The sequence below is a fragment of the Lacrimispora sphenoides JCM 1415 genome, from assembly GCF_900105615.1.
Lineage (GTDB): Bacteria > Bacillota > Clostridia > Lachnospirales > Lachnospiraceae > Lacrimispora > Lacrimispora sphenoides.
The window spans coordinates 2,099,382-2,111,949 of sequence record NZ_LT630003.1; the positions used below are offsets into that span (position 1 = coordinate 2,099,382).

General features: G+C 49.0%; 12 protein-coding genes. All 12 read right to left on the minus strand.

Annotated features, from left to right (window positions below):
* Window positions 1-3: 3 nt before the first annotated feature.
* Window positions 4-456 (minus strand): transcriptional regulator NrdR, encoded by a 453-nt coding sequence (gene nrdR, locus BMX69_RS09425; RefSeq protein ID WP_025233466.1) that lies wholly within the window; start codon window positions 454-456, stop codon window positions 4-6.
* 103 nt (window positions 457-559) lie between these two features.
* Window positions 560-820: a PRC-barrel domain-containing protein gene (locus BMX69_RS09430; protein WP_054789996.1), complete on the minus strand. Its 261-nt coding sequence runs from the start codon at window positions 818-820 to the stop codon at window positions 560-562.
* Window positions 821-873: 53 nt separating this feature from the next.
* Entirely contained in the window at window positions 874-1,701 is an 828-nt protein-coding gene (locus BMX69_RS09435) for a DUF975 family protein (protein WP_054789995.1), read from the minus strand.
* Complete coding sequence (locus tag BMX69_RS09440) at window positions 1,698-2,045, minus strand: DUF4190 domain-containing protein (RefSeq protein ID WP_147297059.1); 348 nt, start codon at window positions 2,043-2,045, stop codon at window positions 1,698-1,700. Before BMX69_RS09440 ends, BMX69_RS09435 begins: the two co-directional genes overlap by 4 nt.
* 367 nt (window positions 2,046-2,412) lie before the next feature.
* A complete protein-coding gene (locus BMX69_RS09445; protein ID WP_100042204.1) occupies window positions 2,413-3,309 on the minus strand; it encodes a dihydrodipicolinate synthase family protein in 897 nt (298 codons plus the stop codon).
* Window positions 3,310-3,391: 82 nt separating this feature from the next.
* Window positions 3,392-5,113, minus strand: a complete 1,722-nt coding sequence (gene ilvD / locus BMX69_RS09450) for a dihydroxy-acid dehydratase (protein ID WP_100043808.1) — start codon at window positions 5,111-5,113, stop codon at window positions 3,392-3,394.
* Between the two features lie 11 nt (window positions 5,114-5,124).
* A complete protein-coding gene (locus BMX69_RS09455) occupies window positions 5,125-6,120 on the minus strand; it encodes a sugar ABC transporter substrate-binding protein (protein WP_054790025.1) in 996 nt (331 codons plus the stop codon).
* Entirely contained in the window at window positions 6,117-7,076 is a 960-nt protein-coding gene (locus BMX69_RS09460) for an ABC transporter permease (RefSeq protein ID WP_100042205.1), read from the minus strand. Before BMX69_RS09460 ends, BMX69_RS09455 begins: the two co-directional genes overlap by 4 nt.
* Before the next feature lie 84 nt (window positions 7,077-7,160).
* The gene (locus BMX69_RS09465; RefSeq protein ID WP_100042206.1) at window positions 7,161-8,600 is read right to left on the minus strand and encodes a glycoside hydrolase family 5 protein; all 1,440 of its coding nucleotides are present in this window, start codon (window positions 8,598-8,600) and stop codon (window positions 7,161-7,163) included.
* A gap of 38 nt (window positions 8,601-8,638) precedes the next feature.
* Entirely contained in the window at window positions 8,639-10,747 is a 2,109-nt protein-coding gene (locus BMX69_RS09470) for a glycoside hydrolase family 3 C-terminal domain-containing protein (protein ID WP_100042207.1), read from the minus strand.
* A 72-nt stretch (window positions 10,748-10,819) separates the two neighbouring features.
* Window positions 10,820-11,653: a carbohydrate ABC transporter permease gene (locus BMX69_RS09475; RefSeq protein WP_054789989.1), complete on the minus strand. Its 834-nt coding sequence runs from the start codon at window positions 11,651-11,653 to the stop codon at window positions 10,820-10,822.
* Window position 11,654: 1 nt separating this feature from the next.
* Window positions 11,655-12,527: a carbohydrate ABC transporter permease gene (locus BMX69_RS09480; protein ID WP_100042208.1), complete on the minus strand. Its 873-nt coding sequence runs from the start codon at window positions 12,525-12,527 to the stop codon at window positions 11,655-11,657.
* Between the last annotated feature and the right edge of the window lie 41 nt (window positions 12,528-12,568).

The window sequence follows — 12,568 nt, forward strand, 5'->3', positions numbered from 1 at the left end:
CTCCTACTTCTTCAATAGTTTTCCTATTTCTTCCATAAACGTACTCACGTCTTTAAATTCCCTGTATACGGAAGCAAAGCGCACATAAGCAACCTCATCCACTTCCTGCAGCTTTTTCATGACAAGTTCTCCGATCACCGTGCTTTCCACTTCTTTTTCTTCACGGTTGAAAACCTGGGTTTCTATTTCGTCTACCATGGAATCAATCTGCTGGGATGATACCGGCCGTTTATGGCAGGAATGAAGAATTCCTGATTCTATTTTTGAACGGTCATAAACTTCTCTGGAATTATCCTTCTTAATAACCATGAGGGGCATGGTCTCAAGCTTTTCATAGGTGGTAAATCTCTTTCCGCATTTCTCGCATTGTCTGCGGCGTCTGATTGAGCTGTTGTCGTCTGCTGGTCTGGAATCAATGACCTTGGTGTCTGCTTCATTGCAAAATGGACATTTCACGTTTCTGGTCCTCCTGTCTACGGACTGTAATTTTAGTGTCACGAATCGAACTTCGTTTTATATATCATAGCTTACAATCCAAAGAACCGCAAGCCCATCCTCCTTATATCCCGCATCTTTCCGTTGCCTTTTCCAAATCCACATTTACAAGGATGATGTCCGGGCCCACCTGCCTTATGTCACAGAAAGGAATGACAAACTCCTTTTCCCTGACTAAAAAGCCGCAAAAGCACCCTGGTCCTGGTACAATTATGGCTAAAAGGCATCCTGTTTCCATATCAAAATCCACATCACCAACATAACCGAGGCGTCTGCAGTCACAGATATTAATTACCTCTTTTTGTTTTAGTTCACAAATTCGCATAGGATACACCTCCTTAGTATATTCTATGCGCATACCTCATGCATGACACGGCCCTACCACTGATTTTCCTGGTTCCACATGGATTCAAAGGAAATTTCCTCACCTCTTCCGGGGTTGTTCCGAGAAAGCCTTTCCTTAAGATCAAAATAAAATTCTGTCATAGTAGCTTGAATATAAGGGATGATCCAGAGTAAGCCAATACCCATGGAAGAGTATCCCAGGACTACCATACCGATGAAGCTTATGAAAAGGTAAAAATAGCCTCCCTTATTACCCTTCATCATAGCTGCACTTTCCTTAAGGCTCTCAATTACCCTTAAATCCGGAGATTCGATGAGAAGGTACATGGACTGGGATAAATACAGCATTGTTATGATATTTCCAATTAGCAGAAGCAGGTACGTTAGTACCAGCAGTACTATCATGACAGATATAAAATCAGTGATGACAGCTACAATGAGTACAACAAAGTACGGTATCCCCCAGGCAAATCCAATGAAAAGATTTATAAAGTAAAGTCCTAAAAACCTATGGGGCTTGTTCTGAAAAGCAAAGAGTAAATCAGACAGTTTGGTGGCACGGCCATTGCATATATCCATATAAATCTTAAGTACTCCTGGTTTTAAAAGACCGTATACAGAGAGAATGATCAGGAGTGAGATATAAACCCCTGCCTTCAGGATCACATTTCCTGCAGATACGCTGCCGCCATAAAAAAAAGGATCTCTTACCAGTCCCATAGAAAAGGACGTTAAAATATACACCAGGGTTATAGCCAGAAGAATGGCGTATTCTATAAACTGGATGCCGATACACAAGCCGTATCTGCCTTTCAACGACCGTTTTGCACGGCTTTTAAGTTCTGATGATGAAGTTTTCATGAAAACACACCTCCCAGCCCCAGGCCACTCATCGCCGCAGTTCCCACAAATACGATAAGAACCAATACAACAAGCACAATGGCAATGGATGAAGTAATAAGGCCTGCCTTTGCATAACCTTCAAACCTGTCTTCTGTCCTGGAAAGCAGGGCAAACAGAATTCCAAGGCTTCCGAAAATCAATCCTCCGTAACAGCAGCAGGAGGTTATAATACCAAGAATCCCCATGACCAGAGAGGCAAGGGCCATGTTGCTATGTACCGGATTCTCTGGCTGTTTATATACGGCACCACGATCCCAATCCTGGTTTTCCTGCCAGGAACCATCTTGATTATCCTGATCCATTTCTATCATCTCCCTTTCTGTCATTATATATAACTTATTTGAACTTGTATGGCAAGTGAAGATAAAAGGACTGCTTTTCAGCCTGTTCATCTGATCTTGCGAAGCAAGTGAGGATAAAAAGCGCATGCTTTTTGCGCCGTCCATCCGATAATCGAAAGGGCTTTTACTTTCGATCATATGGCAATTATACAATATTTTCCATTATCTGTAAAATTAATATTTTATTTGACGATAAACCTGCGAATGAAATCCTGTAATAACAGCCGCTGATAAGGAGCTTTATCATTCAATAAAAAGAACATTCTCCGGCGGATATCCGTTAAAGAATGTTCTTTTCTCCTGCTAAAAAAACTCTATCCCTCTGCGTTCACCGAAGCAATCCCTCTTCCTTAAGAATCTGCTCAAGCCGTCTGGTCTCTCCCTCCGTGGACTCCTGCATGGGCCGGGCGCAAATGGACTTCATGGGTACCCCGCAAAGCACCATGGCCTTTTTTATAATAGGTATAAATTGTTCTCCCACATCATATACCGCCATAAGCCGGTCGATCTTCATCTGGTATTCCTGCAGCAGCCGGAAATCCTCCCTCTTAGCCGCCTTAGCAAGAGCAGAGGCTGTCTCCGGCGTAAAATTGGATAACCCGGCGATGCAGCCGTCTCCTCCGCTTATCACATTATGGGAAAAGAATTCATCAAATCCCGAATAAATCAGAAATTCAGGAAATTCTCTCTTTACAGTCTGAATCAAAGCTCTGGTATGCCCCATGACATCTACGGTGTCCTTAATCCCTACAATATTCTTTCTCCTGCGGGCCAGTTCAAGAACCACCTGAGGCTTTAAGTCATAACCGGTTCTGGCAGGGAAATTATATAGCAGCAGCGGGCCTTCTATCCTTCCGGCCAGTGTATCATAAAAGTCCAGAACAGCGCTGTCCGGCAGGTTAAAGTAATAGGGAGAGATGACCATAACTCCATCCGCCCCCTGCTCCAGGGCATAGCGGGACAGCTCTGCACATTCTTCGAAAACAGTACCGCCGGTCCCTACATAAACCGTTACCCGATGATCCACGTAAGCCAGGGCCTCCCGGATCATCCGTTTCTTCTCTTCCAGCGAAATGGCAAAGAACTCCCCGATACTTCCAAGAATCAGAATTCCATCCATTCCTCCTGCTATGAGATGGTCATATATCTGCCTATTGGCCTCCATATCCACATGAAAGTCACTTGTAAATGCCGTTACTGCCGGTGTTATATATTTTGCATTCATCTAAACTGCCATCCTCCCTTTCTCCTTGAGTACGGTACGCATCATACGGGCCCGGATATCTCTTCCCGCACCCCATCGTCCCCTAGCCTTCATATCCTGCTCCTTCCATGGCTGAAAGGGCATCCCTGGTGTATCTTGCCAATATCCCTTTCCGCTTCGGTCTGGGAATGATCCCCTCTTTTTTCCGTTCTTCAAGCACCTTCTCAATCTCCTTAAGCGTCCGTTCCTCCCCCTGGATTCCTGTCAGATTCAGGGTCCTGTCCTTCACACTGTAGGAAATGATGTCGCCGTCTCTCACAAAGGCAAGAGGCCCTCCTGCTGCTGCTTCCGGAGACACATGACCGATAGCAGGTCCTCTTGTGGCTCCTGAAAACCTGCCATCCGTTACCAGGGCCACACTTCCATTGAGCTCATGATCACAGACAATTGCCTCAGTCGTCATGAGCATTTCCGGCATGCCGCTGCCCCTTGGTCCTTCATAGCGGATCACAATGATATCACCTTTGCGGATCTCCTTTTTCACCACTGACTGGTAAGCATCCTCCTCACAGTCAAAGACTCGTGCCCTTCCTTTATGCTCCCACATCTCCCTGATACATGCAGCATATTTAATGACTGCTCCCTCGGGTGCCAGATTCCCCCTCATAACAGCGATGGAGCCCTTTTCAACGGCTTCACTGACCGGGAAGATAACCTGTTCCCGCTTCAGTCCGTAATTGCCCAGATAACCTGCATAACGCTCGTAAAAGCCGTCCTTCTCCAAATCTTCCAGATTTTCTCCCAGCGTCCTGCCTGAGACTGTCATTACATCAAGATGCAGCAGATCCCTTAGTTCCCGTTCCACCATGGGAATTCCGCCTGCGAACCAGAAGGCTTCTGTCAGATGCTGACCGCTGGGGGTGATATTTCCGATGTGAGGGATCCGGTGATTGATCTCGTCAAATTTTTCCGGTGCCATAAGGAGCCCAAGCTCTCTTGCCAGGGAAGTGAGATGAATGACTCCATTGGTAGACCCTCCGATTGCACTATGGATCATGATGGCATTCTCAAATGCTTCCTTTGTCATGATCTGGCTTGGACGGATATCCTTCTCCGCCAGCTTCATTATGGTCTGGCCTGCCCTGCGCGCCCATGCCAGGATATCCCGCATGGTGGCCGGAATTAACGCAGAGCCTGGCAGCGCCATGCCCAGGGCTTCCGCCATGCATTGCATGGTACTGGCCGTTCCCAGAAATGTACATGCGCCGGCGGAGGGGCAGCCCGTCAGCTTATAATCCCTAATTTCCTGCGGAGTAATAGCCCCTTCCCGCTTCTGGCGCAGGGATATGTCTCCTGCCACCAGGGAAGTCGTCATCCCCGGCCCGTTCCTCATGCTCCCCCCAGGTATAAATATGGAAGGAATGTCAAGCCGGGCCGCTGCTTTTAATTGGGCGGGTATGGATTTGTCACAGGATGACGCAAGTACCATCCCGTCCCATGGATACACGGAACCGTGGAGTTCTATCATATCGCAGATAGCCTCTCTGGAGGCCAGTATGTAATTCATTCCGTTATGTCCCTGGGCGCAGCCGTCGCAGATATCCGTAGTATGATACCCGGCAGGATGCCCGCCTTTTTCAAACACACCGTATTTTACCTGTTCCATGAGCCCCGAAAGATGCACGCTGCCCGGATGGCTATCCCCATAGGCATCCTCAAGCAAAATCTGAGGTTTCTTTATATCTTCCTCATCCCAGCCGCTTCCCATCTGCAGGGCGTCAAACTGAGCCCACAGCTCCCGCTGGGGCGCGCTTTTCTGCTTCATATTCATTTATATTACCTCTCCGCTTTCTCTCCATACGCTTTTATATCCTTAGCTTCTACCCATGTCACATCAATTAAGTATTCCTTCTCAAGGTCTCTCCCCTCCACTGCATCCGCCAGTTTGTCCACCAAAGTCCTGCCTATCACCTGACAGTTCTGGTCCACGATGCCTGTAATCAGGCCCTCATCCACACCGGCTGCCAGAGTAGGGGAATAATCGAATCCATAGTGGTACAGAGTTCCCTGCAGGTTCTGGAATTTGATAGCTTCCATGGTCCCTGTAATGACAGACTCTGTTCCCAGAGTGAACACTGCCTTTAAGTCAGGATAGGATAGGATCTGTGTCTCCAATTGCTCTTTTGCCCTGGATACGCTTAGGTCGTTTATAATCCAGGTACACCAGGTAAACTGGGCGGCATCCTGATCCATCGACTGGCTAAAACCGTCCTTAAGCCCCTTGTAACGCTCGGTCATATTCTGAGCGGAACCACTGTAGGTAACGGCCGTCAGCCTCCCTCCGGTAATTCCCCGGGCTTTTAAGTCTTCGGCCCCCCGTCTTCCCAGTTCCATTCCTGCTTCATAATTATTGGTTCCGATATATGCCAGCCGGTTGCTGTAAGTCCTGATGTCCGTATCATAGGTGACTACTTTGACTCCGGCAGCCATTGCCTCCGCCGCTTTTATATCAAACATCTCCGGTTCTAAAGCTGCCATGGCAATGCCGTCTGCTTTCTGATCGATGGCCTCCTGGACCATCTCAATCAGCTTCTGGGGCCGTGAGGAATCTCCAGGCAGCCCTGCTTTTACGATCAGAGTACACCCCCGCTCTCTGGCCTGATCCTGCGCACTTTGTATCAACGGCTTCCAATAAGGTCCTTCTTCATTCAATGCAATCAGATACAGAGTCTTCCCTTCCTTCCGTTCAAAAGCGGCGGTGGACTGCCTCCCGCAACCGGACACAAAAAGGCATACCGCCATTCCGATTACCCAAATTTTAAACATTCTCATGCCGATTCTTCCCTCTTCTTCCGAAAATAGTCCATCACAATAGCCGCCAGAATCATAAGCCCTGTAACTGCCTGCTGCCCATAAGTATTTAAACCGGCCGCATTCATACCGTTTTTAAACACTTCTATAATAAGCAGCCCCAGAACCGCTCGCGCGATGCCTCCTGCCCCTCCTTCAAACCGGATCCCGCCGATAATCACAGCGGCGATGGCATATGCTTCCAGCCCCATAGCTTCACTGGATGCGCCCACATTCAAGTAGGACATAAGGATGATTCCCGCAATCCCCGCAAAGGCCCCTTCAATAAAATAGACCTTGAGAAGGTGCCGTTTTACCTGGATGCCGGCCAGACTACTGGCCTTCTTACTGGAGCCTACGGCATAGCAGTACCGGCCGAATATGGTACATTTCATAATAAGAACAACTGCCACAGCCAGGATCAGGAAGATAAGAAAATTGGTATAGAGGATATTGCCCAGCAGATGGGTGTTTGAAATGTGGTAGAACCAGCCTGGCAGACCGCTGATCAGAATACCCCCTGTGAACATCTGGGTCAGCCCCCGGATCATATAATTGCTTCCTACGGTCACTATAAACGGCTTAAGCTCAAACCGTGTGATCAGAAACCCGTTGAGAAGTCCCCAGGCACCGCCGCAGAGGATGCCAAGAGCCAGGCATACTGCCGGATGCATTCCCCGCACCGCCAGATACGCAGCTGTCGTCCCTGCGCAGGCCATAATGGCTCCGCAGGATAAATCAATTCCGCCGGAGATCATAAGCATTGCCACTCCCAGCGTTGCAATCCCCAAAATTGGCATGGAGCGCAGGAAGCTGGCAAGGTTCCCTCTGGTGGCAAATACCGGCAACATATAAGAGAACACAGCCACCAGGAAGAGTAAAAGCCCAATCATCCAGTATTCTGACATTTTTTCTTTCCAGACTATCTTTTTCCTCATCCCAAGTTCTCTCCTCTTTCCGCTATTCCCGGCTGCCTATTTGCATATTTTCACATCCAATTTTAACAGAATCATGGATATTTATCAATGCAGCATATGTTTCAGAAGATTCAGATAAGGCTGGTTCTTCACACAGTTTTCCAGCTTAAAGCCTCCGGCAATGCGCTCTAAGTCATCCTCACTGTATCCGGCAAAACGCCTGGCATAAGCCGGCTGCAGCATTGCACCCGCATAGCCGTTAAGTACACCGTAATTCATCACAAACGCATTGGAAGCTTTGTCAATCCTGGTTTCTCCCATCACCTCCAGGATATAATCGGCAAGCGCGCGGGATTTCTTTCTGCCCTCCGCCACCCCTGCATAATCTGCAACGAAATTCTCAGCTCCCAGAATGCGTTTTTGTTCCTGGACCGGCTGGATGATCTTCATATATTCGCTCTCCGGATCTAAGAATACCCATCCCATAATCCCGGGGTCCTTATAGGTCCAGGTGGTCCAGTGGACTCCATACGTGTTGTAAATATCCAGCTGATCCTCCATAGAAGCCAGTCGGTATGGAAGCTCCTCCGGAAAACCATGATACTGGGAACCGAACTCCCCTACCCACAAGGGTACATGGTGCTTCAAGGCAAACTGTGTCCCCTGGTGATTAAGGAATTCAGTCCTCTGCTTATTCTTATCCCAGTACACCCCGCCATAATATCCCGGGTACGTTCCCGGCCCATATCCCGGCGGTATATAGTTGTGGCTGCTGTACACCAGATTATCCTCAAAAGGCTTCTCCAGCCCTTCAAAATTCCTGGAATAATTATCCCCCTCCAGAAACAGGATGTGCTTTTTATCAATTTTTCGGACCGCATCTGCTATCTCCCGGTACAGTTTGTTGATTGCCTTCCAGTCCGACTGATAGAACTCATAAAAGTCATAGGCATGTTCGCCGGTGGGCGTTCCTGTGGATGGCTCATTCATCAGATCGTAGCCCGCTACCGCATTTCTGTCCCTGTATCTTTGTGCAATAGCCTCCCAGAGTGCGATGATCCGTTCCTGAAAATGGCGGAAGCTCCAGAGAAGAGCCGCGCCCCGCTCGTTATCACTGTGCCAGTGACAGTTCTGCCAGCCGGACAAGGCATGCATATCCAGGATTACGTAGACACCCTGGCGTTCACAGGCATCCAGTACGGCATCCAGCCGTTTAAATCCCTCTTCCTTATATACAAAGGGATTTTGGTCATCCTCAAAATGCCGGTAACTCAAAGGAATGCGGATGCAGTTGGCTCCGGTTTCCCGGATCAGCCGGATATCCTCCTCAGCCAGGAAGTTATCGAGGATGGTCTCAAAAAACAATTCTGCCTTGCCTGCACCAATGGCTTTGGCCATCTCCCTCTTCATCCCGCTCTCAGTACCCGGATATCCGTTGATAAAATCCTCCATGTTCATCCAGCCGCCCACGCAGGTACCGCGAAGGTACACAGGATTACCCGATTCATCCACGATTTTACCATTTCTTACCTGTAATAAGTCCATTTTATCTCTCCTTCTTCAGCTTTCTATCACACAGTCCCTTAAAGCTCCACCCGGGCTCTTAAGGGTTCGGAGCCCATAAGCAGACAGCTCCTGCCATCAGGCTGGCTGCCGCCTGCATAAATATCGTACCGATGCCCATCCAAGCGACGCTCCCCGTCCTGGTCCACCACACAGAAAGCCAGACCCGAAAGACAGAAGCTTACCTCTCTCTCCTGTCCCTTTGCAAGACTCACCCTTGCAAAAGCACACAGGGAATGATTCCTCACTGCAAGGGAAGAATCCAGGTTCTTCACATATACCTGAACCACTTCCTCACCATCTGCCGGTCCTTCGTTCCTGACCTTCACAGATACGGACACGCTGCCGTCACCTGCGGGGACGCACTCTAAATCCCTGTACCGGAAGCTGGTATAGGAAAGGCCGAATCCAAAGGGATAAAGGGCTTCTTCTTTCATATACCGGTAGGTCCGGTTTTTCATGCTGTAGTCCTCATAGGGAGGGATTTCCTCCTCAGACCGATAGAAGGTGACTGGAAGCCTGCCTGATGGGCTGGTCTCCCCAAAGAGGACTCTTGCTACGGCCGTTCCGCCTTCGGCACCGGGATACCACGCCTGCAGGATTGCTTTTATGCTTTCCGCCTGGTCCAGCCACGCCAGGTCCATGGCGCTTCCAGACATATTTATTACCACCAGCGGTATGCCAGTCTCTATGAGTGCTGTCAGCAGGCGGCGCTGGGATTCAGGAAGTGCCAGAGAGGGCTTATCCGCCATACTGACCGCCTCATCAAAACGGTTACCAAGATCCTGCTGTTCCCCCTCATACCTCTCATCCAGTCCCACACATACAATGGCCAGCCCTGCCTTAAGGGCTGCAGTCACCGCCTCGCTTATGCGGTCTCCCGGCAGTGCCAGCCGTTCTACACGGTCCTTCATGGTATGGCATCCTTCTGAGTAAAAGATTCTGGCATCCTCATCAAGAAGATTCTCTATCCCGTCCAGTACTGTCACATACCGGGGCGCTGTGCCGTGGTAATTGGCGATGAGCGGCCAGCGGCTGTCTGCATTGGGCCCGATGACAGCCACCTTCTTAAGTTTCCTGTCAAGAGGAAGAAACCCGTCATTCTTTAAGAGGACCATGGATTTTTCCGCCGCATGGATGGCCAGTTCTCTGTGTTTTTTGCATCCCACCATCTCATACGGAATCTGGTTGTAGGGACAGTCCTCATCAAAAAGCCCCAGACGCATCCTGGTGCGCATCGCATGCACCGCTGCCTCTGTAATCTCCTCCTCTGTCACCAGGCCCTGCTCATAGGAACTTAAAATATGCAGGTAAGTATTTCCGCAGTTGATATCGCAGCCATTTCTCAGTGCCATGGCTGCGGACTGAGCGGCGGTATCCGTCACATGATGGTTTTCATGGAAATCCTTGATGGCCCAGCAATCAGACACAAAATACCCGTCAAACTTCCACTTCTCTTTCAGAATATCCTGTATCAGAGTTTTGCTGCCACAGCATGGCTCTCCGTTGGTCCTGTTATACGCACCCATGACCCCTTCCACCCTACCTTCGGTGACGCAGGCCTCAAAGGCAGGCAGATAGGTCTCCCACAGATCCTTTCTGCTGACTCTGGCATCAAAGGTATGGCGCTGTTCCTCCGGTCCGCTGTGTACCGCAAAGTGTTTGGCACAGGCTGCTGCCAGTAAGTATTCGCCCTCTCCCTGGATTCCCTGTATGAATCCCACGCCCAGTCTGCCGGAAAGGTATGGATCTTCTCCATACGTCTCATGGCCCCTTCCCCATCTGGGATCACGGAAGATATTCACATTAGGAGACCATAGGGTCAGTCCTTTATAGATATCCCGGTCCTCCAGGGCCGAATAGGCATTGTACTTTGCCCTAGCTTCCATGCCCGCCGCAGTGCCGATCTCCTTCATCATCTCCTCGTCAAACATGGCCGCCATGCCGATAGCCTGGGGAAACATGGTTGCCGTCCCCGCCCTGGCCACGCCATGAAGCGATTCATTCCACCAGTGGTATCTGGGGATCCCCAGCCTTTTGACTGCCGGGGCATCAAATCTTAGCTGGGAGGCCTTCTCTTCCAGGGTCATCTGACCGACTAACTCCCTCGCCCTCTTTTCAAAATCCATATTTAATCCTCTCCTCTCTTACGATCTGTCCCTTGATATCTGTCCCTAAAGATTTGTCCCTTCCGGGCTCACTCAGCCTTTTACCGCTCCCTGGGTCAATCCGTTCACCACCTTTTCCTGCGCAAAGAAGTACAAAAGGATGACCGGAAGCGATCCGATCAGGATAGCGGTAAGCACTGCCGGTATATTGACAGACTGCATGCCGTAGAATTCCCGGATCCCTAAGGGCAGGGTCTTCTTTCCCGTACTGTTGATCAGCACATTGGCATTAATGAATTCATTCCAGATGTTCAAAAATGTATACACTACGATAGTGGAAATAGCCGGACCTGACAGCGGAAGTATGATATTCTTAAAGGTTCCCACAATGCTGCAGCCGTCAATGATGGCCGCTTCCTCCAGCTCCTTTGGTATCTCCCGGAAAAACTGAGTCAGTATGAAAACGGCAATGGGAATGTTATAACTGACATAAGGACCCACCAGGCCGGTTAAGGTATCTGTCAGGCCAATGCTGCTTAAAAGCGTGAATGTGGGGATCAGAGTCGTATGTACCGGGATCATCATTCCCGCGATAATGGCAAAGTAAAGCAGATTCCTTCCTCTATATTTAAGCCTTGCAAAGGTAAAGGAGATCATGGATGATACGACCACAATGATGAAAACACTGACTCCTGACACCACAACGCTGTTTAAGAAGTAACGGAGAAAATCCGGTTTTAAGACCAACTGGTAATTTCCGAAAAACGGCTCTTTGGGAAGTCTCCAGATATTAGTTAAGTATTCCCCCATGCCTTTAAAGCTGTTGATAACCAGAAACACAAAGGGAAATCCAGTAATCAGTGCAATAACGATGCTGATCGCATAGAGAATGGCATTCTTTATTTTTCTTTTTAGCAACACGCCCATATTATGCCCCCTCCTTATCTCTAGTAATGTAAAGGAACATGCATGCAATGGCAAAACATAGAATAAACATGCTGGCAGCAATGGCGCTGGCATATCCCATACGGAATTCCGTAAACCCTTTCTTGTACATGTAGGTGGCCATCAGCTCTGTCGCCCTGTTGGGCGCGCCGCCCATCATGACATAGAATAGGTCAAAGTATTTTAAAGACCCCACCAGCTGCAGGACTGCCGCCGAGCGCAGGGTCGGTACAAGAAGCGGGAGGGTAATTTTCCAGAAACACTGCTTCCCATTAGCCCCGTCGATCCTGGCCGCCTCATAAATGTCCGTCGGGATATTGGTAAGTCCCGCCTTTAATATAATCATATAAAAGGGAATGAACTGCCAGCATATGACGAACAGAATGGAAGGCATGGATGATCTTCCCTCCAGAAAAGCAATGCTTTTTAACCCCAGCTTCTGCATGAGACTGGCTATCAGGCCAAAATAGGGATCGTAAAACAGAATCCACATGATGCCGGTAGCAACCGTGGACAGCAGCATCGGCATAAAAAACACCGTACGGAAAAACCTTGTTCCCTTAAGCTCCTGATTGATCAGAAGGGCTAGGAGCAGGGCTCCGGGGAGCTGGATAGCCACGGAGACAATGACCAGGATTACGTTATTCCCCATGGCATTCCAGAACAGGGAATCCCCGAACAGCTCGATGTAATTCCCAAATCCTGCAAAGGTCCTGTTGGCGCTGATCCCCTTCCAGTCCATAAAGCTGTAGATGAATGTCCTGACGATTCCCACTACGTTAAATGTACCGTAAAACAGCAGGGCCGGAAGCACGAACAGCGTTATGATTCCTATATGTTTATTTTGTTTACTCATATAATCACTCCTTCTCACAGAGAACGATCCGGAATGAGGGC

What these genes read in the sequence shown, in the direction of transcription:
- BMX69_RS09430 (WP_054789996.1), bottom strand. Translation starts at nt 820, where the DNA reads ATGCGAATTTGTGAACTAAAACAAAAAGAGGTAATTAATATCTGTGAC.
- BMX69_RS09435 (WP_054789995.1), bottom strand. Translation starts at nt 1,701, where the DNA reads ATGAAAACTTCATCATCAGAACTTAAAAGCCGTGCAAAACGGTCGTTG.
- BMX69_RS09440 (WP_147297059.1), bottom strand. Translation starts at nt 2,045, where the DNA reads ATGGATCAGGATAATCAAGATGGTTCCTGGCAGGAAAACCAGGATTGG.
- BMX69_RS09445 (WP_100042204.1), bottom strand. Translation starts at nt 3,309, where the DNA reads ATGAATGCAAAATATATAACACCGGCAGTAACGGCATTTACAAGTGAC.
- ilvD (WP_100043808.1), bottom strand. Translation starts at nt 5,113, where the DNA reads ATGAAGCAGAAAAGCGCGCCCCAGCGGGAGCTGTGGGCTCAGTTTGAC.
- BMX69_RS09455 (WP_054790025.1), bottom strand. Translation starts at nt 6,120, where the DNA reads ATGAGAATGTTTAAAATTTGGGTAATCGGAATGGCGGTATGCCTTTTT.
- BMX69_RS09460 (WP_100042205.1), bottom strand. Translation starts at nt 7,076, where the DNA reads ATGAGGAAAAAGATAGTCTGGAAAGAAAAAATGTCAGAATACTGGATG.
- BMX69_RS09465 (WP_100042206.1), bottom strand. Translation starts at nt 8,600, where the DNA reads ATGGACTTATTACAGGTAAGAAATGGTAAAATCGTGGATGAATCGGGT.
- BMX69_RS09470 (WP_100042207.1), bottom strand. Translation starts at nt 10,747, where the DNA reads ATGGATTTTGAAAAGAGGGCGAGGGAGTTAGTCGGTCAGATGACCCTG.
- BMX69_RS09475 (WP_054789989.1), bottom strand. Translation starts at nt 11,653, where the DNA reads ATGGGCGTGTTGCTAAAAAGAAAAATAAAGAATGCCATTCTCTATGCG.
- BMX69_RS09480 (WP_100042208.1), bottom strand. Translation starts at nt 12,527, where the DNA reads ATGAGTAAACAAAATAAACATATAGGAATCATAACGCTGTTCGTGCTT.